Origin of the sequence: Novosphingobium album (ex Hu et al. 2023) (assembly GCF_022832385.1) — a bacterium.
GTDB classification, from domain to species: Bacteria; Pseudomonadota; Alphaproteobacteria; order Sphingomonadales; family Sphingomonadaceae; genus Novosphingobium; species Novosphingobium album.
Window position 1 is genome coordinate 16,085 of sequence record NZ_JALHLE010000011.1, and the last position, 24,309, is coordinate 40,393.

Sequence of the window (24,309 nt, forward strand, 5' to 3'; positions counted from 1 at the left end):
GCGTCGCTTTTCAGGCAAGCACAGTTGTTCTCACACCGCAGCTCACAATCTGGGATCCGCGTGCGACGGAAGACTCATCTTCAACGTTGTCGAGCCGAATGCTGTCACAATTTCCAGGCGCCCCCCCAGTTGCTCGAGCCGTTCGCTGATTGACCGCGGGAGGGACGGACTTTGCGGATCAGCAAACCCCTCCCCGTTGTCCGTCACCTCGATCTGGATCTCGCGGGCACGCTTCCTGCATTTGATCGAGATCTGCGAGGCCTTCCCGTGACGAACGCCATTGGAAATGGCTTCGCGCACGATTTGCTGGACTTCCAGCGATAGCCACAAGGGCAGCATGACGCGAAAATCGGAATCGACGAGACCGACCTCTATTTGCCATCGCGACGCCAGTGTCGGACAGATAGCTTCAATATCCCCGATGAGGTTGTGGAATTCCGCATCAGAAGCGGTCTGCCGCAGTTGCTCGATCAGGCCCCGAACATGAAGGTATTCCGCTTCCAGCGCATCCTTGATGGCATTGATATCTTCACCAATCTCGGATTCTGCGCCCGCCTTCGCTGCCAGAGCTGCGAGCAGAAACTTTGCGCCCGCCAGCGAGTGCGCCACGCTATCGTGCAAATCGCACGCCAATGTTTGGCGCAGACGGGATATTGCCTGACTCACCGCATTTGCCGATTCCTCCTGCCTGGCAAGGCCCTGCGCCACCTCGCTGCATATCTCATCGGCCAGTCGCAAGTGGCCCCAGCCAAGCATCGGGATCCCGGTCAGGATTATCCAGTTGCGCCCTTCACCGCTGTCCACGGGAAGGCAAATTCCAGCGGTGACTTCCAACTCCTTCAGCAACGCCTGCCCGGGCAAGGCGGAAGCTGAATGGGCGGCCAGTTTTCCGTCTTTTAGAACGACAGCCCAATTCCGATCACTATCGAACACCATCGGCACGAACTGTTTATATGCGTCAGCGCCCGCAAAGCTCAATTTGATCGGCGGCAGCTCATCGTCGATGGCAGCGGCACTGCAAGCGAAACTGCCCCTTCCATCGCCATCCATCCAGCAAAGAACCGCGTCAGAGGCTCCGGCGACCTCCATCGCGTAGCTGACAGTGGACGCCGCCATCGGCAATCCCTGCCCTGGCGCTTCACCGACGTATCGTGGCAATCCAGTCCTGGTAGCCTGTACGCAAGCCCAAAGGACAATCATGGTGCCGAGCATGGCGAAAACGCTCCAGCGCAGCACCCATGACTCGCCGGGACTTCCGTGTAACAGGTGGAACAGGACAAGATTGGCGGTCCACACGACATTCAGGATAACAGCAGTCACCACGCCCCAGCGCAGTTGCCAGCGCATGACACTGCTGAACACGATATGTGCGCCCAAGCTCAGTGCCATGACAACAAATGCAGCATCCAGAAATCGACTGAAAGCCAGAAACACTAGGAATGCAAATATGTCGGCAACGATGCAAATCTGGGAAAGGGTGTAGTGCAGGTACCAGTTCGCCAGAGACACAATCAGAGTCGCAATCGCAAAGCCGGTATAAACGATCGCGAATATATCGTTGAAATCGCCCCTGAATGCGGGGGGCGTCGTCTCCGTCATCGCAAAGAGCAGCAGGACAAGTGAAAAGAACGACCGGCTGACCGGAACCAGATGATTGGCGTGCGCAGCATACGGTCGCGGCCAGAGTATTCTTCGAGCGGTGACCGCCGACCGAACCATCCCTCCGTCAGCCATGCCTCGCACCAGCCCGGCAACAGAAATCTGGCGCGTCATGACCGGAACTGCAGCCAGCATGCCCCCATGCAGGCAATCTGGCCCCCTGCACCACCCGTAGAGATCGCCCGGGGCATGATCTCGCTACCGGCAGACGGCATCGCCAACGAGGCCCGAAAGGCATGTCTCATGCACTTTGACTTAGACATTTCCGAAAACCGCCCCAGCGCAACCACACAAACAGGTTAACGGCTACCCATCGTGCAAGCCAGTTAACTAACTTGCAATATCTATCGTAAGTTGGTGCGGTTCGTCAGTCAACTTTGCGACTTTTGCCAGACCGGCATCATAAAATCATGATCACCTAATCACCGGCCTCATTCAGCCGAATTGCCAGTTCCGTCCGGTTGGAAAGCCCCATCTTGGTGTAAATGCTGTGAAGATAAACTTTAACAGTCCCCTCCGTCGTTCCCAGCAATGTTGCGATTTCCCGGTTGCGCAGACCACGCGCCACGTGCTGGGCGACTTCCCGTTCCTTCGCTGAAAGTGCCATCAACCGCGTGGGAGGCCTCACTGCGCTGGCCAGCGTAATAGCCTTGTCGATCAATTCATCGTCAATGTAGCGCCTGCCGTTGTTGACGGCGTCAATCGCCTTCAGCAGCCTGTCCTCTGCATCATGCTTGAAAACGATGCCACTGACCTTGGCCCGGATCGCGGCCAACAGTTGATCGTCGGTCATTTCCACGGTGAGAATGATAACAGGGCGGTTGTCGCCACGTTCACGCATGGTTCTAAGTGTCGAAATCCCATCGCCATCCGGCATCCGAACATCGAGCAGCACAATTTCCGGATCATCGCGCTCTAGGGCCGCCAGCGCCGCTTCGCCATTGCCTGCCATGGCCACCACTTCGTGGCCGCCCATCTTGAGCACGGCATCGACACCTAAACGAAAGAAGGGGTGATCATCAGCAACAAGAATTCGCGACACAGCCCATACCCCCGCCCGAATTACAAACGAAACGCCCCCATCTGCGCTCCTGCAAGCCCCACGTACAAGCAAGCAATATTCAATTCTTTCAGAAAGGGTTATCGGTGAATGGCCCATCTGGCAACCTGCTATGTTACCATGTTAACCTGCACGCGAGGCAAAACCACCCAGCCTGGCATAGATTCACGAAAGCAAACTTCACACCACTTGCGTGACACTTATATATCGAAGGATATTGACATTAACGCATCATTAAGCAACTTTAGATATTGAGCAGCAGTAAGCATAACGTACCACTGTTAACCACCCCGCTGACTGCAGATGGAGTTGCCCAATGACCGTCATGAGGCGGATCAATGCCCGCAGCAGCGTGGACCGTCTGCATGACAGGCCGATCAGGCAGCTGAATCTTGACGGCTCCAACGCGTCTTTCGGAGACGAGGACCACACGGTGCACGTCGTCAGACTGTCGACAACCGGCATGTTGCTGGAAACACACGCCCAGTTGGCGGTCGGCGATCTCCTCCAGGTACGGTTGCCAGGCACCACCCCCCTTGCAGCGATCGTTGTATGGGCCAGTGAAGCCCTGTTCGCGTGCGAATTCGAACGGTCACTATCCGCTGCAACGTTCGGCAAGATCAAACTTGCCGACACACCCGAAGGCCGATCCGGACAATTGTTGTCCGCAATAGGCCCGGAAGACGGAACTTCAGAAACCCTCGGTGAACGCATCAGACGCCTGCGACGCGAACGTGAAATAGGTATGGAGCATTTTGCCAGCCGCATAGGCGTCAGCAGACCCACACTGTGGAAGTGGGAAAAGGGTACTGCATTTCCGCGAGCAAAGAAGCTGCAGGCCATTGCCCGGGCCCTCGGGGTGTCCGAAAGGGAACTCCTCCATGGAAACGAGCAGCCAGGCAGCCGTGGCGATCAAACCCGATCGATCAGCTTTCAAAAGCGAGACGCAGCAGTTGCCGCCAAGAAGGAAGAGCTCGCCCAACTCTTTGGCGTCAGTTCGTCAAACATCGAAGTGTCGATCAAGGCCTGATTGCTATTAGAGGAACTGGCCTGCCACACCCGCGAGGCCGCACGTGGACGCCGTCATCATGAACTTTTCCAAAATCATGTCGAACACTGTTCGGCACAGCCGCGCGCTCTCTGAACCACCCGAGATTCCTGCACGCCCCTAGGGTCAGGACCTATCATTTACGCCATCGAGGTTTGATGGCAAAATGACTTAGCGCGAGGAGAGAAGGCAATGGAATATTCGATATTTCAAGACTTCTCGACGCGGCGCTGGGCCATTTTGGTCAAATCCCTGCGGGACGCCCGATGGCGTTAATAATGGGTCCTGAGCCTAGTCCTGACATTGTGGACTGGAGGCGATTTGATGGCGGAAAGCATCTGGAATACCAGCCTCTATTCATGCAATAAATGCACGACACTTGATGCGCTGAAATATCACATGCCTTCTCGTGGTAAAATCATGGCTCGTTAATCATATATCGCTACAGGATCCATGTTGGCTCAGTTCCTGCTTCAGGAAAGTCCGAGACTTGAGCACAAGCGCATATCAGGAGGTGTTGCCATTCACTGCTTTGTCATCAAGGCGATGGAGCTACCTGCACTAAACTACTTGGCATCGGGTTATCCAAAGCCAGTCACACTCGAATGGATCAATCGCGGCACCGACGTGAAGCTGAAGCCTTCGAAGGTGGAGCAATTGCTCCGCACCATGTTCAAGCCCAACATTTCGGATAGCATCGCCAAGGATCAAGCAAATGCCGGCCTCAGGGTCGGCTTCGATTCCGAAAGCGACCGCAACAGATTTGCGGCGGAATTCAGGAAGGCACTTATCCTTCAGGACAACTCTACGGCCAACGTCGTCTCGGGCGTATTTCCGGATCGGACCAGTGCGGAAGAGGCCGTGCTCTGCCTGCAGGCGAACGGGGTCCCCGGGAATGCGATCTCCCTGATGTGGCGAGCCGGACAATTCATGGAACCCGACGGCGAATTCCCCAAAGGACACAGCAAGATGAGCATCGCTGGCGCGACGATGGGCGGTGGTATCGCAGGGGCTCTAGTTGGCATAACGTTGCTGGCTGTTCCTGGCGTAGGCGTCCTTGCCACGGCAGGAGCAGTGGCTGCTTCTGCGGTTAGCAGCATCGGCGCAATCGGCGGCGCTATCGGGGCTACGGGCGGAGCCATCGCTCGCCTGTTGACGGATATCGATATCGAAGGCCGCGAGGCGGAATATTACGCCGAACGCGTCGTGAAGGGCATGGTATTCGTTGCGGTGGACTTGCCCGAAGCCGGACTGGACCGTGCATTCATTCAGGACGTGCTTCAAAAACAGGGCGCCAGCCGGCCGTTTATTGCACCTTGGACGCAGCTCGAGCCCGTTGAAACAGCGGTTGGACACTGAGAAAGCAGGGTCGCCGGCCACCCCACGCGTTCACGAATACATCAGCGAGCGCTTGTTCTGAGCAGGAGTTTGGCCTGCCAGATCTATGGCAATCCTTCTGGAAGTACATACAGGAGACTACACTTCGGTGAGCGGCTGCTTTTTCACCGCCTTCGGGACCAAAACCGATATCGCGATCATCGGGCACCTGCCCCGCGCGTGCCCGCCAGCACGCCTTCAACGCCCCCTGCTCCAACGGCGTCGAAGGAAAATGTCTCAGCGCCCTGCCCTCCAGCGTTGCACGACCTCCTCAAGTGCCTCATCCCCTTCGATCGGGTGGCGCCAAAGTTTGCTGAATTGCGGGTCATTTGATGCGGGCCGAATTCCCAAATCGACATCATCGATGCGTATGCGGGCAGGCACGCGAGCCCCTTCCCCCGCAATGATGCATTCACGGTTCTTCAGAGCGGGAAGGACTTGCGCAAGACTGCGCGAGGCTTCCGGGAGTGTAGCCTGCACCTGCGCCTGATCGTAGGAATTGGTCAGACGCAGCGAAATAATCGTACCACATTGCGATAGTGCCGTTGTCGACAGCTCCGATGGGCGCTGCGTAATAATGCCGAGCGCCACGCCATATTTGCGCCCTTCGCGCGCAATGCGCTCAAGCTGGCGCTCCGCCGACATCGCCTTGTCGGGATGAACTGCAGGTAAATAGCGCTGCGCCTCTTCACAGACGAACAGCATGGGGGCTCGACTATGCGATGGCGTCCAGATCGCAAAATCGAGAATGATGCGCGACAGCAGCGACACCACGACCTTGACAATCTGCGAGGGCGCCCCGGAAAGGTCTAAAATGGAAATGGGTTTTCCATCCCCCGGCATCCGAAGCAACGTCTTCAAAAATTCGGTCATCGACTTTTGCCGCAGGCTATCGTCGAACATGAACCGGTAACGGGGATCGGAAAAGTACTGCTCGATATTGAGCTTCAGCCGCATGTAAGTCTGCAGTTCCGCCTGTCGTTCGAGCCTGCCCATTTCATCGACAAGCGCATCGACGAGGTCCCCCTCGGAATAGGGAACAGGGCTGTCCACCGTGATTTCGCCAAACCCCTCAACCACGGATGTTCGCAAACGCGCCGCGAGCAGGCACTTTGCCATGACATTGATGTCGACCTCCCGGTTTGCTTCCGTTTCCGGGATGAAAGCCTCGCAATGTTCCTCGAGGTTCATCATCCAATACGGCAGTTCCAGGTTGTCTACATTGTACACCTGGCCTGTCTCGGCGAATGCCGCTGCATACTCGCCGTGAGGATCGATTACGACGATGTGTCCTTCCGGTGCGGCCTCCATGATCCGGTGCAGGATGAGCGAAACCAGCGTCGATTTGCCGCTGCCCGTGGATCCGAGCACTGCGAAATGGCGGCTGAGCATCTTGTCGTAGAGCAGCGATGCCCGAACGTCCGTCGTGGGATGAACCGTTCCGATCTCGATGTGCGGCTCGTTGTTTGTGGAGAAAATGCACGCAAGATCTTTGTTCGATGCGGGATAGATGTCATCACCGGCAAGCGGGAAATTCGTCACCCCCCTCTGGAAGTCTGACAGTCCGCCGTCCGCGCCTCGATGACCTTCTCCCAGCAAATCGACAACGACCGAAACAAGATGAGAATTGCTCCGAATTGCAGACATGTCGCTAATTGATCCGATCAGCCACTGCTCCCCCACGCCAATCTTGACGTAACAGCCGATCGACGCGGGCTGAACCTGAGCCCCACCTTCCCCACGCAATTGCCGCAACACATCGATTTTAAGAACGCACGTTGCGCACTCGCCGTTAACATCCAGTACTGTTCCCAGAACGGTCTGCTCTACACTGGCATTGGGCATAACGTCTCCCAGCTTGCCTTCTCCGTTCATTCCATTCGGAAAAGAAATTGCTTCCAAAGACTTTCCCCGGATCAACGAATTTCAAAAATCCGGAAAAAGATCCAGGTTATCAAAGTCAAGACACCGAATATCGGCCAGGACCAATCAAAATTGAAATACAACAAGTTCAGCGGTTCTACGCGCAGGAATACAGCATAGGGCCCATAGGGGCTGATATTGAGAGCAGCAATAAGTGTTAATGCAACACTAAGCGGAAGTGCCTTGGCTAACGCTATCACACCAAACCCCCAACACACTAAATATAGTCAACAACACCCCTGAATTTTAAAATAAATCTATAATTCAATATAACTTATCCACAATTTTCAGTAAAATATAACAATATTCTACAAAACCATTACGAAATACTGCAGCACGCCACCAACGGCGATCGCTATCCCGTAGGGCAACTTGTCACTGTCCGACGCCGAAGCGGATCCACGGATGGGCTTCTTCGTCATTCGTCTCCACGCGAACCAGCCAAGGAAAATCCCTATGCCGGAAAGGGATACCGCCAGCAAAAGGCCAGCGGCCTGCGACCAGCCGAACCATGATGCGATTGCTGCGTAAAACTTGGCATCGCCGCCGCCCACAACGCCGAACCGGAACAATATCATGCCCACCAGCAGCGCGGCCGCAGCATGAGCCATATGACCGCCGATCGCACTCACCCCGGCGCTGAAACCCGTTACGAGCAATCCAGCTGCAAGCGTCAGCAGACTCAGCCAGTTAGGCAATCGCCGGCTGGTGATATCAAGCCAACTCGCGATCACCCCCAGGGCAACAATGGCCAACTTGCCAGCGAGAGCGAACGTCACGAGTATTGATCCAACCATGAGCGTGGGAGCGGGCTTACGTCAGTCATTTTGCTCCGACGACTGCGGCCCCTTGAGGTTGAAACGAACGATCGGTTTGAAAGACGGATCGACAGCTGCGGCCGCCCGGTTCAGATGCGGATTGGAGACCACGGACTTGCCCGACGAATTGGCCTTGAATGCATCCGGCTTGCTGAATTCAATGCGGACGAGCGGTTTGAACCGGGAATCCAGAGTCTTCCGATCAATCAGTGGTGCCGCCGACGGCGCAACCGTGCGAACCTGATATTCGTTACGCGATACGCGTGAAAGCCTGGAAGGCGGTGGAGCCACTGCAGCGACCGCCTGGGTTGTTTCGGCAACGGGATCTGCTGCGGTACCGCTCACTACTGCCGCCGCCAGGTCCCCTTCGTGTCGCATCGCAAAAGCCGGCGAACGGGTAAGGCGAGTCAGGTTCGCGGCATAGCGCTCGTTCGCAGGATCGAGTGCGGCAGCCTGCGAAAAATAGTGGCGAGCCAATTCATATCGGCCAAGGCGCGCGAAGGCGACGCCCATGCCATTTAGCGTCGTTGCAGTCGGGGCCCCAAGCGACAATGCCCGGCGGAACGATTCCACGGCGAGCCCCGTTTCGCCACGATCCAGATGTTGACGCCCTTCCTCTTCCGCCTGCGCCATCGCAGTCTGAGGCTCTGCGCTGCCCGCCATGCGCACTTCGGGCATTCGCTGCGAATGGATGCCGAGGATGGACTGCATCGTGCCGCATCCCGAAAGAGCGATGGTGGACACTGCAAGCAACGTCACACGCGGGTACATATTCGTCATGTCATCCTCCTCCGGACATGGCTGGCATCAACTGGCGAACGATGAGAATTATGGCGGGCAGCATGAGCACCCCGATCATGACCGGGAGCATGCAGACCACGAGCGGGATCGAAATGAGAACCGGAATGCGATGCGCTTTCTCTTCGGCGCGCATCCTGCGTTTTTCGCGCATTTCCGCGGCATAGGTGCGAAGCGCGGTGCCAATGCTTGTGCCCAGTTTGTCTGTCTGGATCATGAGCGTCGAAAAAGCACGTATCTCGTCCACGCCCGCCTCGTGGGCCATGTTACGCAAGGCATCCTCACGCGTGGCGCCGGCCCGGATACGCAATGTCGCGGACGTAAGCAGTTCCGCCACGAGCGGGTGCGAAATCGTCATTTCCTTGCCTACGCGATTGAGCGCCGCTTCAAGCCCAAGCCCTGCCTCGACGCAGACCAGCAGGAGATCAAGACAATCGGGAAAGCCGCGAACGATGGCCTCGCGGCGCCGGTCCGCCTTGGCGCGTACGAACAGAGACGGCACATACAATCCCACAACCGCGGCGATCGACCCGAACAGGTAGAGCCGCATGAAGGAGATCTCTTTTCCGCCTCCGAGGGACAACAGGACAAACAGGCTCGGCAGGGCAATGACGAGCAACAGCCGGATCAGGGTATATATCCTGGGGGCGGCCGGCGACGTATAGCCTGCGGCCTTCAACCGATCTCTCAGGACATCGGCCTTCGTGTCCCCCAGATTGAGCCCGGCCTTCTCGATGCGGTCCACCAGGCGGGTCCAGGCATCGTTGCGGCGCTTCGTCAGACTCTCGACCGGCAGGTCCCTGCTATAGGCTGAAATGCTCTTCAATTCGCTGCGAACCGAAGCGCGACGGCCAATCAGCGTCAGTACCAAAAGAACCAGGCCCGCGACCGCGGCAAATGCTGCTAGGAGCACCAGCACCCTCAAATACGGACTGGAGGCGATGATCTCTTCCAAGTCAGACCTCCAGATCGATGATGCGGCGGATGATATACACGCCGATGAAGTACAATACGATCAGGCCGGTGAACCCGTATGTGAACATCGGGTCCCCGGCCACGTTGAGGTAAAACCGGGGACTGAGGAGGAACACGCCAACGAAGGTGAGAATAGGCAGGACAGTGAGCATCCAGCCACTCATTCGGCCTTCGGAACTGAGCGCCCGCACTTTCATGTAGAGCGACTCCCGATCACGGATGACCTTGTTCAGGTTTTCCAGCACTTCGGCGAGATTCCCGCCCGTCTCGCTTTGCACGGACAGCGAAATGACGAACATCCTGATATCGTCGAGGTCCCATCGCTCTGCAAGGTCGAGCAGTGCGTCATTGAGTTCGGCGCCGTAGGAAACCTCGTCCGAGACCATGCCGAATTCGCTCCCGAGCGGGTCCTCGACTTCCTTGGTCACAAGATCGAGAGCGGATGCGATCGGGTGGCCGGCCCTGAGTGCGCGCGTAAAGATTTCAAGCGCTAGCGGAAACTGGCGTTCCATCCGGGTTCGGCGCTTCTCGGCCATGCGGCTGATCACCAGAAGGGGCACGCCGACCGCAATCGCGATCGCCAGCCCAAGGATCAGTTCGATGACCCCCGCCGTGACCGGGATGGGAGAGTGCCAAACGAGGAACAAAAGCAACAGCCCCACGCCCACGGCACCGAAGCCCATGTACAAAACCGCCGTTTTCGGTCCCAGGGTGATCCCCGCCATGACGACCGACTGCTGGAAACGAAAATACGCTCTCCCGAGCGGGCCCGCTCCTTCAGGCAGGCGCGGCGGGGTCCCGCGCCGCAGGATTGAAAGAACCTCATCGGTGTCGCGCCCCGAGCGCAACAGGCTGAGGCGCTTGTTGACCGCGCGTTGTTCGGCGCGGCGATTTACCATGAAACCTATGACAATCTGGGAAACCAGGAATACCGATGCAAAAATTCCAATGAGGATCAGCAGCCTGGCGAAGAGCGGTGTCATGACGCGTCGAACTTCGCGTTGGGCCTGAACAATTCCGCATCAAGGTGAATGCCGTGTGCGGCCAATGCATTCGCGAACTTGGGCCGGATCCCCGTCGCCTCGAAATGGCCGAGGACGTTGCCATCGGCATCGCGTCCGGTCATGACGAAGCGATAGATCTCCTGCATCGTGATCGTCTCGCCTTCCATGCCGGTGATCTCGGACAGGCTCATGAGCTTGCGCTTGCCGTCGCTCAGGCGCGCGATCTGGATGACGACATGCAGCGCCGATGCAATCTGGGAACGGGCCGACTTCGGCGAAATATCGATGCCGCTCATGCCGATCATTTGCTCGACGCGCGAAAGGGCGTCTCGCGGCGTATTGGCGTGAATGGTGGTCATGGAGCCGTCATGGCCGGTGTTCATGGCCTGAAGCATGTCGAACGCCTCGCCGGAGCGGCATTCGCCGACGATAATCCTGTCTGGGCGCATTCGCAGCGCGTTCTTGACGAGATCGCGCTGCGTAACCTCACCCTTGCCCTCGATATTGGGCGGTCGGGTTTCCAGACGGGCGACGTGATCCTGCTGCAGTTGCAGTTCGGCGGAGTCCTCGATCGTGACGATGCGCTCGCGCGGGCCGATATAGCTGGACAGCGCATTCAGCAACGTCGTCTTGCCCGAACCTGTGCCGCCCGAAATGAGAATGTTGTAGCGCGCCTCGACGATGGCCTTGAGCATTTCGGCGACCTGACGGGGAACACTGCCCAACTCGATCATCCGGTCCATGCTGATCGGCTTCTTGGAGAACTTGCGGATCGAGAGCAGCGAACCGTCGATCGCCAGCGGCGCGACGATCGCATTGACACGCGATCCGTCTTCCAATCGCGCGTCGACAAAAGGCGAGGACTCGTCGATGCGCCGCCCTACCCTGGCAACTATCTTCTGGATGATGCGCAGGAGATGCCGTTCGTCCTGAAACCTCGTCGGGACCTTCTCAAGCAAACCGTAACGCTCGACAAACACGCTCTTGTGGCCGTTGACGAGAATGTCCGTGATGGTTTCGTCCTTGAGCAACGGCTCAATTGGCCCCAGCCCCAGCAACTCGTCGAGAATTTCCGTCTCGAGCGCGGACTTCTCAAGCTTGTTCAGGACCTCGCCATCTTCGGCGAGGATTTCAGAGATAATCGCGGAAATCTGCGCTGTGATCTGTTCGCGCGACAGCTTGTCAAGAGCAGTCAGGTTGACACGATCCAGCAGTTGCTGATGGATTCGCATCTTGAGTTCCGACCGGTGTTCCCAGCCGGACGGCCTGCTCCCGTCGGCCAGAAAGCTCGACGGAAGATCCTGCACTCCCTGATCGGTCTGTGCGTCAGGCGACTTCGAGTTTCTCTTGACTTGCCACATGGTCAGGATTGTCCCCCAAGGCGTCCTGCCAGAAGCGCGTCGGCAAGGCTCGCGATGCCGGCACCAAAGCGGCTCTTGCGGTGCACCGCGGAAACGAGCCGTCCCTGGTCCTGCGCCGAACTCACTGTGGGATCGTCAAGAGGAATGCTCGCAAGGACCGGATGGTGCAGCGTCTCGGCGACGTCATCCAGGCTGATCGTTCGGAACAGGCGCTTCTCGAAGCGGTTGACGACCACCACGATATTCGAGGCGGGGATGCCCACCGATCGGAACAGTTCAAGACGTTTCTTCGCCTGACGCAAGCTGCGGATCGTCATTTCGACAACCAGAACGACCACGTCCGCGGCGGCCGCAGCCGAAAGGGTCCAACTCGTCCAGTTCGCAGGCAGATCGAGCACAACGGGACTATACTTGTGCCGCAGACCGTCCAGCACCTTGAGAAGACGGTCGGTATCGATGCTTTCCAGAGGCACGATATCGTCTGGTGCCGAAATCACGGCCAATCCGTCCTCCGAATGCCGCGCCACCGCATTGATCAGCTCTTCGTCGAGCATTTTGCCGGTGTCGAGCAAATCGACGATCGTGCCCCGGCCACTGGCACCGAGCACGTCGGCGACACTGCCGAACTGCAGGTCGAGATCGACTACGGCGGGGACACCTTGCGGCGCTCCTCGCCGGCCAAGTTCCGCAGCGAGATGGGTCGCGATCGAAGTCGCGCCGCAGCCGCCGATCGAGCGTGCCACCGCGATCATGGGTGCCAGCCGGACACTGTCCACAGCCGCTGCAGAGCGGTGGGCAAGAGCGTCAAGAGCTGCGTCCAGCAGTTCTTCGGGCACGACAGGCAGCGAGATCACGTCGGCCACACCCTCGCGCACGAGTGTACGCACCAGCGACACCGAGACATCCGGAACGGCGGCAATGATCGGCGTGTCGCCGTTGACGCGGTGAAGCTGGACAAGCCGCTCAAGCGAACGCGGATTGGCGGGGTCGACCTCGATCACCGCCACCGATGCAGACCGTACCTGCGCTCCGGGAATGTCCTGCGAAGGCTCGGCCTCCGCTACTCTCAAGCCAGGAAAAGCATTGCCCGCGAGGGTGCGGGACAACGCCCCGGAAAACTTTGAGGAGACGACAACGAGAACATCAGCGCAGGATCGCAAATCCAGATCCTTTTCGAATTGCGAAGATCCAAGCTTTCCCATCTAACCTACTCAGTTGCCCGATGCACCAGAACCTCCGCGGCCACTCAGCATGTTGGAGGTCTTCATGCGCTCGGGGCGCGTCACCTTGTCGTTGCGATAGCGGTTGATGGCATTCGCAACGTGCTCCCCGCTGGTTTCTGGCACGGCAGTGTCATACTGCGGCGCGGGATCTATGATCTGCGCAGCCATGGTCTGGCGGTTGGCCTCGCCCCATCCCTTCAGGTCGTCGCCATAGGTCATCGAGGACGATGTGGTGCACCCGCCCAGGACCGAGGCAGCGAGCGCAATGGCGAAGCTGGGCGCCGCAAATCGCGAAAGGTCAGTATTCATAGCCGTCTCCCTTTGCTGCCGGGGCTGCCTTGTCGCCGGTGTCACTGCCGGCCGCCGGGGCAGCCGGTGCAACCGGTGCAACCGGGGGTAGTTCCACAGGATCATAGGGCTGCCCCATCAGGAAGGTGGATGCCTCGTTCGGGTCCTTGATGCGATCGGTCGGCAGCTGCACCTGCCCGGCCTGCAGCGGCGCGACGAGGTGCGGAGTGACGACGATCAGCAGTTCGGTCTCGCCCTTCTGGAATTGGGTGGACCGGAACAGCGCCCCCAGGATCGGGATCGAACCGAGCAGCGGCATCTGCTGGATGTTGGTCTTGAAGTCCTTCTGCAGCAGCCCGGCGATGGCGAAGCTTTCGCCGTCGCGCAGTTCCAGCGTGGTGCTGGCACGGCGGGTGCGCAGGCCCGGGATGGTGATGCCGTTGAGCGTCAGCGACGCGCTCGGGTCGATCTCGCTCACCTCCGGCTCGACGATCAGGTTGATCGTCTTGTCACCGAGCACAGTGGGGGTGAAGCCCAGGCTGACGCCGAAGGGCTTGAATTCCACGGTGATCGCCGTGCCATTACCGCTGCCGACGCCACCCCCGCCGCTCGACTGGGCCACGGGCACCGGGAATTCGCCGCCGGCCAGGAACGAGGCCTTGTCGCCCGAAAGCGCAATCAGCGTCGGCTGCGCCAGCGTCTTGGAAAGGCCTCGCTCCTCCAGCGCATTCAGCATGGCATCGATGCTGACATTGCCGATGCTGAAGCTCTTGCGCAGGATGCCGAACATGCCCGTAATGCCGGTGGAACCGAGATAGGCCTCGGTACCACCATCCACAGTGCGTGAAAGCAGGTTGCCGGCCGCATCGAAATTGTCCGTAATCGTGCCGGGTGTGCCTGGCACATATGCGGAGCCGCGCCCCGTAATTCCGGAGAAACTGCCATTGCGCGACACGCCGAAACCGTTGACGCCGATCTCGCGCCCGGCAGTCCGGTTCACTTCGGCGAAGCGCACTTCCAGCATGACCTGCTGGCTCGACCCCACCGACATCAGGTTCACCACCTTGTCGCCGGCGTAGGTTCTGGCGATCTGCACCGCACGGTCGACCGCACCGGAATCGTTGACGACACCGGTAAGCACGATCGAATCGTTGGAGATGCGCGCCGAGATCTGCTCGTTCGGGATCAGATCATGCAACTGGCTTTCCAGCGCTTCCACGTCCGGCCCCACGGCAATATCCAGCACCGACAGCACGCGGCCCGCGCTATCGTAGAGCGTAAGGCTGGTGGTGCCCATTTTCTTGCCCAGCACGTAGATCGAGCGGTCGGTAACGGGCAGGATGTCGGCGATTTCGTCGCTGCCGATCATGGCCTTGGCGATCGGCCGGTCGGCGCTGACCACCTGGCTCTTGTTGAGCGGCACCTGCAGGGTGCCTGCCCGCAGCGAAGAGCCGTCATAGCCTGCGGCATGCGCGGCCATCGGACCCGCCACCGTCAGGCCCGCGGCCATGGCACAGGACAGGGCGAGCAGCGCAAGGCGCTTCATCGGTTGGTTCATCTCAGGACCCATGGCGCACCTCGTATTCGGTCGGGCTAACACCGCGCACCACGGTCATCGAGGGACCGGTGCGGCGGGGCGGCGCGAAGACACCGGCAGGACGCGCGGGCGCGCCTCGCGGGGCCGCGTTGGCGTTCTTCGCGGGAATATAATATTTGCTGACCGTCAGGTCGCGCGGCACCACCGTCTTCGGCAGCCCCTGCGTCTGGTCCGCCACGTTGCGCAGCGCCAGGTCGAGCGCGCCGACCTTTGTGGCAAGCGCCAGTTTCTGCGCCTGCTGGGTGGTGACCTGCAGCGTTGCGGTCTTGCCCACCTGAGCCTTGGTCTGCTGTTCGTCTGAAATCAGGTCGATGCCCAGGACCGGTACGGCCTGAAGCACCACGTCGGTCATCTTGTCGTCGCCATCGGCGCCGTCGCCGGGGATCTGGCGCGTCAGCAGCACGTCGACAATGTCGCCGGGACGTACATACCCGCCCACGCCAGAATCGGCGGAGATCTTGACCGTAAACGCCAGCATGCCCTCGGGCAGGTTGGCCGAGAGCGTCGCGCGCCCGTTGGCGCCGGAAACCTTGGACGCGAGCACCGGCTCGCCGATCACGATCGGACGCAAAGCAACCCGGTTCTTGGTCACCTCATCGATCGAGGTAAAGGCGCCCTGCGGCACCGAGTCCGCCGGCCAGGCAGCCAGGCGCACGTTCTGCTGGGTAATCGCGCTGCCGAAGGCCATGTCCTGCATCGCCACAACGACGCGCGCCATCTTGGCTTTTTCGGCGGCCTGCTCGGTTCGCTTTTCAACGCCGCTGAAATAAGCGTTGCCCATGATTACTGCTATCAGGCCGACAAAAATGGCCACCGCAGCAATAATGATATTGCGCCCCCGCATTTACTCGCCCCCTTTATTTCCACCTGACAGAAAACTCCCGCCACCGAAGCGACGGGAGCTTACCTGGTAAGATCAACGATTATCAGCCATAGGTATAGCCGCCGATAACAGTAGCAGCAGACTGAAGAGCAGTACCGATCGCGTCACCCAGAGCGATCGCGCCGGCAGCGATACCCGTGCCGATAATGGCAAGGATCAGAACGTATTCGGCAGCAGCTGCACCCGATTCATCACGAACGAAAGCGTTAAGGAACTTGGTCATGGCAATTCACCCACATTGTTGCCCGAGCCCGAACCGGACGCGGAAAGAGAGAAGGATCAGGCACCACAGAAACCCCTCTGCAAGCACCCGTCCCGGGAAGGAGAGAAAACCGGAAGTCCGAAAATAAACCCCTCACTTTCAAGAGCTTGAAGGCTTGTTTCGAGTTCCATTCATTCCCCCTCGGGATGCCTGTAGTGTCGCCATTGCCGTTAGTTAGGTCAACTAATTACAGCGACCTTCGTATAACCATTGGTTTACAGTACGTTAAACGACCAGCATGTTAAGTCAATTGGTTAATTGCTAAAAAAGATTACATTTTCAGACATCGCAGCACTGCGATTCTTGCAGGGAAAATACCGGAATGTGCAAAATTGCACTTAACATGATTCGCCCAAGTTAACCTGGGCAACCAACTCTCCCGGTCCGCAATTTCCGTCTGTAATGCTTGCCGGGGAGCAGAAATGACAAAAACAGCCTCAAAGCAGCCTTTAGCTGAAACTTAACCCTGTTGTGCGACGTTGCATTCACGACGACAATGTGAAGGCATGTACATGACGCAGATCGCAGACATGATCGCACGAGCCACGGCCCCATGGCGCGCCGCGCTGCACCGGCGCACCCGCAGCGCGGTCGGCTTTCTTGACCTGCGCATGGAACTGCTGATCGCCAACTGGATCGCGGTGATGTTGCTGGCAGGCGCCGTGAAGGTGGCCGCCGCGCCCGTGGGTGCCCGCAGCCCGGCCGGCTGGGCGATGATGTTCCTGCCCTTCCTGCTCGTCACGCTCGCCCCGGTGGCCGGATACCGCGTCGCCGCCGGCAGCTTTCCGCGCGGACTGCTTTCCGCCCAGCCTTTCTTTCGCCTCGCCCGGCTCGGCCAGTGGCGCCAGCTCGACGTGGCCGAGGCGCACCGCAACCCTGCCTTCGGCCCGCTGGGCTTCATGACCTCGCTGCTGATCGGCCTGCTGCTGAACGTTCCGGTGCGCACGGCCGAATACCTCGTGACGATACCCGCCATCGCCCCCGGCGCACCGCAATGGGCACATGTTCTGGTACACGCGATGACGCTTGACCTGATCGTGATGAATTTCTTCTACATGGTCTGCTTTGTCATGGCCCTGCGCTCCGTGCCGATGTTCCCGCGCATGCTGGCCTTCGCCTGGCTGATGGATCTCACGCTGCAGTTCGCGATCGCCGGACAGGTATCCAGCGCCCCCGGCCTGCCGCCCGCCGTGGGCGACGCACTCGCCTCCCTGCTTCACGGCAATATCCAGAAAGTACTGATCAGCGTGGTCGTCTGGCTGCCCTACCTGCTGGTCTCCGAACGGGTTAACGTGACCTTCCGCCGCCGCACCCGAATCAGCATCGCCAGCTGATCCTTACAAGGCAATGTTTCGTTCCGAATTGGGGCAACCGCATCCGGCACCGGCTGTTAACATACATAGCTGATTGACCCTCCGGCGGTTAACATGCGATAGTTGAGGTGTAAGAAGTTACGCTTCTTTTGTACTTTCGCGTGACTATCCCCGGGGGCGGCCCATGAATGTTTTCCCAGCCCTGGCAACTTTTGTTAACCGGTTCGCCCGCTGCACCTCGGGCGCGACGGCCACGATGGTTGCGCTCATGCTCATCCCGATTCTGGGTGCCACGGCCCTTGCGGTGGACGCGGGCTACTGGTTCTACAAACAGCGCGACATGCAGAGCGCCGCGGATTCCGCCGCGCTCGCTGGCGCCCGTACGCCAGATGAGGCGAGCGACCCCAACGACGACTTCATCAATGTCGCGCGCGGCACGGCCGCCAAGTATGGTTATGTCAACGGCGAAGGCAGCGTGACAGTCGATGTCAGCCGTGTCACCTGCCCTTCGGCCGATCCAACCGCCGCGCCCGGCTGCACGCAAGTGGTGATCGGCTACGACTCACCCCTGTTCTTCTCGCCCATTGTCGGCTTCGCTGGAAACAAGAGCGGAAAGCAGGGCGTGGCCGCGATGGCCGTCGCGGGCGACCAGGCAGGCGACGCCCCGGAATTCTGCATCGTGACGCTGGGACAAGATCTCGGGTCCAAAGTCAACGGCCTCGAGGCGAACGGCGTGCCGGATGCGGACCTGAACGGATGCGACATATTTTCCAACGACAATGCAACCTGCAACGGACACAATCTCAATGCGGGAACCGTTTATACCGTCGCCGTCGATGGCAAGGACAACAGCGGTTGCGGCACAGACCATGTCTATGACGTGGATCCCTTTGAAGACCCCTATGCCGAACTGGCTGACAACATTCCGGCCGACACCTGCACCGGCTATGCGCAAGCGGCCAAGAGCGGCGGTAAGCTATCGATTGGCAACACGGCCAACACCCTCTCGAACGCCGCCACGCTGAGCGGTACGGTCAAGATCTGCGGTGATGTGCTGCTTACGGGCAATGTCACGCTGAACGACGTGAATCTGGTGATCTATAACGGCCGCCTGATCACGCAGAATTACACGTTCAAAGCAAACAGCTCTACTGTCGTGTTTTCCGGCTCGCCCACCGATTCCAAATATTACCACTTTCCGACTGACACGGTCCCCACGCCATCGAACACAAGCAATGGCATACTGGACATAACGGCACCGACTTCGGACGCCAATCCGTGGCACGGTGTCGCCGTCTATCAGGACCCTGCCCTCAAGACCAATGTCGACATTGCACAGGCCGGAAATTCTCCCGCCTTCAATATAACCGGGTTGTTCTATGCGCCCAATTCCAACATCGACTTGCGGGGCATCGTCAACAAGCTGGGCACCGGCTACAAATGCTTCGTGCTGGTGGCCTACACGGTACAGGTGAGTGGCACGGGTGACATATTCAAGGATGGCGCGCTTGATGAATGCGACGCGGCAGGCCTGGAAACGCCTACTGTCGGCGTGGCCAGCCACAAGTGGCTCGTGCAATGACCCCGCGCAGCTTTCTTCGTGACTGCTCCGGCGCAGTAGCTGCGGAAACCGCGCTTGTCTTGATTTTCCTTGTAGCACTGATCGGGCAAGTGCTTGATTTCGGTTGGTATACCTATTGCTCGACTCAGGTTAAGATGGCTGCGCAGGCTGCTGCAGCCGAAGCCGCAGTAGTCTGCAGCGACGAAACGAAGCTGCCGGCCACGGTCAATTGCGGCTCGGACCTGATCGACAAGATGACAGCCGCGGCCAACACGGTTTCGATCGGCGGCTCCATCACGGTTACCAATCCGATCAGCGAAGGCTATTTCTGCCACGACGACACCACCGACAAGCTTGTCGAAGTGGGCACGCTGGACGCCAGGCCGGACGATTGTACGGCGCAGGGTTCGTCGGACATACCCGGCGACTATGTTTATGTGACGGTCAACTACACCTTCACGCCGCTGTTCCCGGGGCTGTCCGCGGTTTCTCTGGCCGATACCGCGATGACCTCGGAAGGCTGGATGAGGGTTGGATAGGCCATGAACACGCTCATCCGTCCGTTCCTGCGCAACGAGTCCGGGGCCTCTGCGTCCGAGTTCGCACTCGTCCTGCCCCTCGTCCTCATCGTGATATTCGGGGCCATCACTGCTGGCGCGCTGGGCTACACGATCGTCAATCTGCAGCAGGCGACTGAAACATCGGCGCGGTGCCTTTCTGCCAAGCGCTCCGACTGTTCGCTGGATAACATCACCACATTCGCGCAAAACCGCTATTCCGGCCCTTCGCTGAACGGGCTGGCATTCACCGCTGAATGGAATGCCGACTGCAACGGCTACAGGGTCACCGGCAGCGGGACGTTCGGTTTCTTCATGGGTTCGGGCTTGCTTTCAGTGCCCCTCTCCACGCAGGCCTGCTATCCCGGCTTCAATTCCTGACTAACGCCGCGATTTACTTCGCCTTCGTGCGCAAGGGATCGACGGCTTGCCCGTTCACGCGAACCTCGTAGTGAAGATGAGGTCCGGTCGAACGGCCGGTAGAGCCCACATAGCCAATGACATCGCCCGGCTTTACGCGCTGACCGGGAACCACATTCAACCGTGACAGGTGGCCAAAGCGGGTCTGGACCCCGTTGTTCCTGACGCCGACAAAAAGGCCGTAGCCGCCACGCCAGTCTGCCTCGTCCACGACGCCCCCCGTGGTGGCGACGACCGGCGATCCGTAAGCCGCGGCAAGATCAACGCCCGCGTGCGCGCGCCATCCGCCGAGAGTCGGGTGGATGCGGTAACCGAAACCGCTGGAAACACGCGCGTTGACAGGCAGGCGGGAAGGAAGATTGCCCGGACCAGCCACTCCTGAGCCAATCGGCCTGAAGATGTCCAGCGGTTGCCCGACAAAATCCGTCGTCCGGGATGCAACGACCGTGGCCCCTTCCAGCATTCTCGCTGGCGTCAGCGTGGCAACACCGCGAGCGCCGCCAATGCTCATCCCGATTGCGGCAAGGCCAGTATCAACTTCCAGCCTCGTGCTGCCGGTCTCCCGATAAACGGCCAGTTGCGTTTCAGCGTGCGGATGTTCGGGAGTACCGGCATCACGTCCTGTGGCCGGTTCGATCAGGTGACGACCCTCCGCGCTTTTCTGGTCAGGCAGGTCGCGGGCGCTGACTGGCAGGCAGTTAAGGTACAGCACGAGGAATAAGTAAAATGGCCGTGTGACCATTCCACCTGCGCGTGAACACAGCCATGCCCACGTGTTCGAACATTGCCGCAGTGGCCCGTCGAACTTGATTCCACTCCCTTTCCTCATTGCGTTATTTTGGCTGATTTCCATGCTTTATTGAAGCATAAAAATGCCGGTCTTCCCGGCACAGTACCGGTTTGGGATCACCTGTCTCGATATGAACGCGGACCATCACGTCGCGCTTCCGGTTCGAAGGTGCGTATTCCGGCGGTTATAACCTCGCGCCCGCGCCTCCGGCCGGCCGCCATCGCCTACTGTCAGTCCCGACCTAGGACTTTGCCGAGTGGTCATCTGCGTCACGCATTTTATCACCCGTGATGAAAAACAAGCTCGGAGCGCAGGCGATGGTCTGACGGTCCAGACAGAACGATCTGCATGGGAGACGGGCATTGGCCGACGACTTGAAATGGGATCTGGAGGCTGACGTTGTCGTGCTGGGCTCCGGCGGGGCTGCGATGACGGCAGCGATTGCCGCGCACGATTTCGGCGCGAAGGATGTCGTCATACTGGAAAAGACGGGCATGGTTGGTGGCACGACCGCCATGTCCGGCGGTATGCTCTGGATTCCGGGCAATCATCACCAGCTGGAAGCCGGCATCGAGGAGGACGACGAGGATGTCGTAGCCTACCTGGACTCGATCGCACCGGGTCAGCTCGATCCCGATACGCTTATGGCGTTCATGGAAACCGGCCCCGAAATGATCCGCTATTTCGCGGACAAGACCCCGGTCCGTTTCACCGCCTTCACCGACTTCCCCGACTATCAGCCCTATATGCCGGGCGCCAAGCCAGACGGTGGGCGCTCGCTGGACAATGAGGCCTTCGCATTCGATCGGCTCGGAAAATGGGCGACACGGGTCAACCCCAGCAAGATGGCCTATCCCCTGCGCGGCAGCCTGATGGAGGCCATCAGGGGCACACTGGACGAAACCGCGCTCGCCGAACGCGAGGCGCATGACTACCGAGGCCTTGGACAGGCGCTGGCCGGCTCGCTATTCCTTGCGGTCATCGACCGCGGCATCCCGGTCGAATTCGAAAAGCGTGCCCGCAAGCTGGTCAAGGACGGCAGCCGGGTGATCGGTGTTCTCGCCGAGGACGCCGATGGCAACGATTACCGGGTGCGCGCACGCCGTGGCGTCGTCATCGCCACCGGCGGCTTCGAATGGAACGAAACACTGGTCAAGACGTTCCTGCGCGGCCCCCTCACCGGGCCCGTGAGCGTGCCCGAGAACGAGGGCGACGGCCTGCTGATGGCGATCGAGGCCGGGGCCCAGCTGGGCAACATGCAGAATGCCTTCTGGATGCAGAGCGTACTGGAATTCAAGCCCCAGCACCGTAATGCCAAGCCCAACTACCTGCTCGGCTCGGACGAGCGCGCACGCCCCGGTGCCATCCTCGTCAACCGCGCGGGCAAGCGGTTCGTGAACGAGGCCGCGAATTACAACGCGCTCGGCAAGGCGCTGCACGCGTTCGACGCGGGCACCCACGCCTATTCCAACCTGCCCTACTGGCTGATCATCGACCAGCGCTACCGGGACAAGTATCACACCTTCAACACGCCCCCGGGCGGCCCCGTCCCCTCCTTCATGATCCAGGCCGACACACTCGAGGAACTGGCCGAAAAGGCCGGGATCGACGCCGAAGGCCTGACGGCGACGATTGCGCGGTTCAACGGCATGGTCCGCAAGGGCCACGACGACGACTTCCAGCGCGGCGACAACACCTACGACAACTTCTACATGTGGGGCGACATGGACTTCGATCCGCCCTACCGCACTCTGGGCATGATCGATCAAGGGCCGTTCTTCGCGGTCAGGATGGAAGCTGGCGCCCTCGGTACGGCTGGCGGCCCCCGTACGAATGCCGACGCGCAGGTCGTCGACTGGGACGGCAACCCGATCCCGGGCCTCTATGCCGCGGGCAATGCCATGGCAGCAGTGCTGGGCGAGGCCTACGGCGGCGCTGGCGGGACATTGGGCCCCGGCATGACCTTCGGATACATCGCCGGACGACATCTCGGAAGCCACCTTCCGAACCACTGACCCGCGTCCCTAACGATACGAGAGGATCTTTCATGAACAAACCCCTGACCGTACCACCGCCGATGGACGGACGTGATCCGTCGAACCTGCGCGGGGACAAGATCACCGGCGACCGCTATTTCTCGCAGGACTTCGCGCAGAAGGAGTGGGATCACCTCTGGACGCGAATCTGGCACATCGCCGGTCGTACCGCCGACATTCCCGAAGCGGGTGACTTCATGGTCCACAACTTCATGAAGGAATCGGTGATCGCGGTACGGCAGGAGGACGGTTCGGTCCGTGCCTTCTACAATTCCTGCGGGCACCGCGGCATGCGCATGGTTGACGGCATGAGTTCGGTCGAGGCGTTCCACTGCCCTTACCACGGCTGGCAATGGGGCATCGACGGGGTGCTGAAGCACGCCCAGGATGCCGAGGTCGATTTCAGCCGGGGCAACCCTTGCGGCAAGCTCAAGCTCAATGAACTGCGCTGCGACATCTGGGGAGGCTTCGTGTGGTACTCGATGAATCCCGATGGTCCGAGCCTTGAGGAATTCCTCGAGCCAATGCCCGCGCTTTACAAGAACTACCCGATGGACACCGCGGTGCGCGTCGCGTGGTACCGGATCGAGCTGAATGCCAACTGGAAATTCGTCACCGACAACTTCTCCGAAAGCTACCACACCCGCACCGCGCACCCGCAGGTGCCGCCATGGATCGATCAGGACGTCGATTCCGCCCGCCATGAGATGTGGCCCAAGGGCCATGGCCGCACGGTGCAGCCGATGCGCCCTTCCCTCTCCGATCGGCCGGCCGGTGGCGGCAATGCCATGTTCGAAGGCGAACTGCGCAAGTGGGACATCGATCCCGGCCAGTACGCCACTTACGAGGACTTCGCGCTGCAGGGCTGGAAGGACCTCAAGGCGGCCAAACACAGGCTCTGGAAGGAAAAGGGCTACCTCCACTACGAGCAGATGGATGACGAGGAAATCACCGACAGCCCGCACACGGTGATGTTCCCCAATGTCACCATCAGTTTCCTACCCGACAACCTGATCCTGTTCCGCTCCGAGCCGCATCCGGAGAACCCGGAAAAATGCTATTTCGACCTGTGGTGCATGGCCTTCCCGGTGGAAGGACAAACCGAGGTGGAATCGATCATGGCCGGTATCCGGCCGCTGCGTGAAGCCGCCGAATGTGAGCACCGCGTGTTCGACGCGGGGCGCGGCATTCCCGAACTGGCGGGGCAGATCGTCTATCAGGACATGGAACTGGCCGAGGCCATGCAGGCCGGAATGCATTCACGCGGGTACAAGGACGCTTACCTCTCCGATCAGGAGACACGCATCCGCTTCTTCCACGAAGTGCTCAACGACTGGATCGAGGGCAGGCGCTGAG

The 24,309-nt window shown here is 59.6% G+C and carries 22 protein-coding genes; 8 read left to right on the forward strand and 14 right to left on the reverse strand.

Translation table 11 applies throughout. The features are described from left to right. Positions 1-42: 42 nt before the first annotated feature. A complete protein-coding gene (locus MTR64_RS09000; protein ID WP_243992990.1) occupies positions 43-1,773 on the reverse strand; it encodes a sensor histidine kinase in 1,731 nt (576 codons plus the stop codon). A gap of 304 nt (positions 1,774-2,077) precedes the next feature. Then, positions 2,078-2,701 carry a response regulator gene (locus MTR64_RS09005; RefSeq protein WP_243992992.1) on the reverse strand — a complete coding sequence of 208 codons (624 nt, stop codon included), beginning with the start codon at positions 2,699-2,701 and terminating at the stop codon, positions 2,078-2,080. A 334-nt stretch (positions 2,702-3,035) separates the two neighbouring features. On the opposite strand from MTR64_RS09005, the gene MTR64_RS09010 reads away from it, so the two are divergent. Both MTR64_RS09010 and MTR64_RS09015 read left to right on the forward strand, forming a co-directional pair. After that, positions 3,036-3,749, forward strand: coding sequence for a helix-turn-helix transcriptional regulator (locus MTR64_RS09010; protein ID WP_243992994.1), 714 nt, complete (start codon positions 3,036-3,038; stop codon positions 3,747-3,749). A 471-nt stretch (positions 3,750-4,220) separates the two neighbouring features. After that, the gene (locus MTR64_RS09015) at positions 4,221-5,126 is read left to right on the forward strand and encodes a hypothetical protein (protein ID WP_243992996.1); all 906 of its coding nucleotides are present in this window, start codon (positions 4,221-4,223) and stop codon (positions 5,124-5,126) included. A gap of 255 nt (positions 5,127-5,381) precedes the next feature. On the opposite strand, the gene MTR64_RS09020 is transcribed toward MTR64_RS09015, so the two are convergent. The 11 genes from MTR64_RS09020 to MTR64_RS09070 all read right to left on the reverse strand — a co-directional run bounded on the left by MTR64_RS09020 (position 5,382) and on the right by MTR64_RS09070 (position 16,237). Then, complete coding sequence (locus MTR64_RS09020; protein WP_243992998.1) at positions 5,382-7,019, reverse strand: helicase HerA domain-containing protein; 1,638 nt, start codon at positions 7,017-7,019, stop codon at positions 5,382-5,384. A gap of 356 nt (positions 7,020-7,375) precedes the next feature. Further along, entirely contained in the window at positions 7,376-7,846 is a 471-nt protein-coding gene (locus tag MTR64_RS09025) for an A24 family peptidase (protein ID WP_243993000.1), read from the reverse strand. A gap of 39 nt (positions 7,847-7,885) precedes the next feature. After that, positions 7,886-8,629, reverse strand: coding sequence for a tetratricopeptide repeat protein (locus MTR64_RS09030; protein ID WP_243993002.1), 744 nt, complete (start codon positions 8,627-8,629; stop codon positions 7,886-7,888). Positions 8,630-8,666: 37 nt separating this feature from the next. Next, positions 8,667-9,638 (reverse strand): type II secretion system F family protein, encoded by a 972-nt coding sequence (locus MTR64_RS09035; RefSeq protein ID WP_243993005.1) that lies wholly within the window; start codon positions 9,636-9,638, stop codon positions 8,667-8,669. Position 9,639: 1 nt separating this feature from the next. Further along, on the reverse strand, positions 9,640-10,641 hold the full coding sequence (locus tag MTR64_RS09040; RefSeq protein ID WP_243993007.1) for a type II secretion system F family protein: 1,002 nt from the start codon (positions 10,639-10,641) through the stop codon (positions 9,640-9,642). Beyond that, entirely contained in the window at positions 10,638-12,023 is a 1,386-nt protein-coding gene (locus tag MTR64_RS09045) for a CpaF family protein (RefSeq protein WP_243993008.1), read from the reverse strand. The genes MTR64_RS09040 and MTR64_RS09045 overlap by 4 nt, the downstream gene beginning before the upstream one ends. Before the next feature lie 2 nt (positions 12,024-12,025). Continuing rightward, positions 12,026-13,093, reverse strand: coding sequence for an AAA family ATPase (locus tag MTR64_RS09050; protein WP_243993010.1), 1,068 nt, complete (start codon positions 13,091-13,093; stop codon positions 12,026-12,028). Positions 13,094-13,234: 141 nt separating this feature from the next. Then, positions 13,235-13,555 carry a hypothetical protein gene (locus tag MTR64_RS09055; protein ID WP_243993012.1) on the reverse strand — a complete coding sequence of 107 codons (321 nt, stop codon included), beginning with the start codon at positions 13,553-13,555 and terminating at the stop codon, positions 13,235-13,237. Next, a complete protein-coding gene (locus MTR64_RS09060; protein ID WP_243993014.1) occupies positions 13,545-15,092 on the reverse strand; it encodes a type II and III secretion system protein family protein in 1,548 nt (515 codons plus the stop codon). Before MTR64_RS09060 ends, MTR64_RS09055 begins: the two co-directional genes overlap by 11 nt. Before the next feature lies 1 nt (position 15,093). Continuing rightward, positions 15,094-15,975 carry a Flp pilus assembly protein CpaB gene (gene cpaB, locus MTR64_RS09065; RefSeq protein ID WP_268740831.1) on the reverse strand — a complete coding sequence of 294 codons (882 nt, stop codon included), beginning with the start codon at positions 15,973-15,975 and terminating at the stop codon, positions 15,094-15,096. An 82-nt stretch (positions 15,976-16,057) separates the two neighbouring features. Next, positions 16,058-16,237 (reverse strand): Flp family type IVb pilin, encoded by a 180-nt coding sequence (locus tag MTR64_RS09070; protein WP_243993018.1) that lies wholly within the window; start codon positions 16,235-16,237, stop codon positions 16,058-16,060. Between the two features lie 551 nt (positions 16,238-16,788). Here MTR64_RS09070 and MTR64_RS09075 point away from each other — a divergent pair. The 4 genes from MTR64_RS09075 to MTR64_RS09090 all read left to right on the forward strand — a co-directional run bounded on the left by MTR64_RS09075 (position 16,789) and on the right by MTR64_RS09090 (position 20,088). Beyond that, positions 16,789-17,610 (forward strand): DUF2569 domain-containing protein, encoded by an 822-nt coding sequence (locus MTR64_RS09075; RefSeq protein WP_243993020.1) that lies wholly within the window; start codon positions 16,789-16,791, stop codon positions 17,608-17,610. A 163-nt stretch (positions 17,611-17,773) separates the two neighbouring features. Beyond that, positions 17,774-19,171 (forward strand): pilus assembly protein TadG-related protein, encoded by a 1,398-nt coding sequence (locus tag MTR64_RS09080; RefSeq protein WP_243993022.1) that lies wholly within the window; start codon positions 17,774-17,776, stop codon positions 19,169-19,171. A 59-nt stretch (positions 19,172-19,230) separates the two neighbouring features. Then, positions 19,231-19,689 (forward strand): hypothetical protein, encoded by a 459-nt coding sequence (locus tag MTR64_RS09085; protein WP_243993024.1) that lies wholly within the window; start codon positions 19,231-19,233, stop codon positions 19,687-19,689. A 3-nt stretch (positions 19,690-19,692) separates the two neighbouring features. Next, entirely contained in the window at positions 19,693-20,088 is a 396-nt protein-coding gene (locus tag MTR64_RS09090) for a TadE/TadG family type IV pilus assembly protein (RefSeq protein WP_243993026.1), read from the forward strand. 13 nt (positions 20,089-20,101) lie between these two features. Here the strand turns inward: MTR64_RS09090 and MTR64_RS09095 are convergent, their stop codons facing one another. Then, on the reverse strand, positions 20,102-20,839 hold the full coding sequence (locus MTR64_RS09095; protein ID WP_243993028.1) for a M23 family metallopeptidase: 738 nt from the start codon (positions 20,837-20,839) through the stop codon (positions 20,102-20,104). Positions 20,840-21,279: 440 nt separating this feature from the next. Here MTR64_RS09095 and MTR64_RS09100 point away from each other — a divergent pair, with 440 nt between their 5' ends. Beyond that, complete coding sequence (locus MTR64_RS09100) at positions 21,280-22,932, forward strand: FAD-binding protein (RefSeq protein ID WP_243993030.1); 1,653 nt, start codon at positions 21,280-21,282, stop codon at positions 22,930-22,932. Positions 22,933-22,964: 32 nt separating this feature from the next. Then, positions 22,965-24,308, forward strand: coding sequence for an aromatic ring-hydroxylating oxygenase subunit alpha (locus tag MTR64_RS09105; RefSeq protein WP_243993032.1), 1,344 nt, complete (start codon positions 22,965-22,967; stop codon positions 24,306-24,308). The last annotated feature ends 1 nt before the right edge of the window (position 24,309 follow it).

Coding starts and splice junctions, on each gene's coding strand:
- MTR64_RS09070 (WP_243993018.1), bottom strand. CDS start 16,237: ATGACCAAGTTCCTTAACGCTTTCGTTCGTGATGAATCGGGTGCAGCT.
- MTR64_RS09015 (WP_243992996.1), top strand. CDS start 4,221: ATGTTGGCTCAGTTCCTGCTTCAGGAAAGTCCGAGACTTGAGCACAAG.
- MTR64_RS09045 (WP_243993008.1), bottom strand. CDS start 12,023: ATGTGGCAAGTCAAGAGAAACTCGAAGTCGCCTGACGCACAGACCGAT.
- MTR64_RS09040 (WP_243993007.1), bottom strand. CDS start 10,641: ATGACACCGCTCTTCGCCAGGCTGCTGATCCTCATTGGAATTTTTGCA.
- MTR64_RS09055 (WP_243993012.1), bottom strand. CDS start 13,555: ATGAATACTGACCTTTCGCGATTTGCGGCGCCCAGCTTCGCCATTGCG.
- MTR64_RS09080 (WP_243993022.1), top strand. CDS start 17,774: ATGAATGTTTTCCCAGCCCTGGCAACTTTTGTTAACCGGTTCGCCCGC.
- MTR64_RS09075 (WP_243993020.1), top strand. CDS start 16,789: ATGACGCAGATCGCAGACATGATCGCACGAGCCACGGCCCCATGGCGC.
- cpaB (WP_268740831.1), bottom strand. CDS start 15,975: ATGCGGGGGCGCAATATCATTATTGCTGCGGTGGCCATTTTTGTCGGC.
- MTR64_RS09105 (WP_243993032.1), top strand. CDS start 22,965: ATGAACAAACCCCTGACCGTACCACCGCCGATGGACGGACGTGATCCG.
- MTR64_RS09020 (WP_243992998.1), bottom strand. CDS start 7,019: ATGAACGGAGAAGGCAAGCTGGGAGACGTTATGCCCAATGCCAGTGTA.
- MTR64_RS09060 (WP_243993014.1), bottom strand. CDS start 15,092: ATGAACCAACCGATGAAGCGCCTTGCGCTGCTCGCCCTGTCCTGTGCC.
- MTR64_RS09000 (WP_243992990.1), bottom strand. CDS start 1,773: ATGACGCGCCAGATTTCTGTTGCCGGGCTGGTGCGAGGCATGGCTGAC.
- MTR64_RS09090 (WP_243993026.1), top strand. CDS start 19,693: ATGAACACGCTCATCCGTCCGTTCCTGCGCAACGAGTCCGGGGCCTCT.
- MTR64_RS09010 (WP_243992994.1), top strand. CDS start 3,036: ATGACCGTCATGAGGCGGATCAATGCCCGCAGCAGCGTGGACCGTCTG.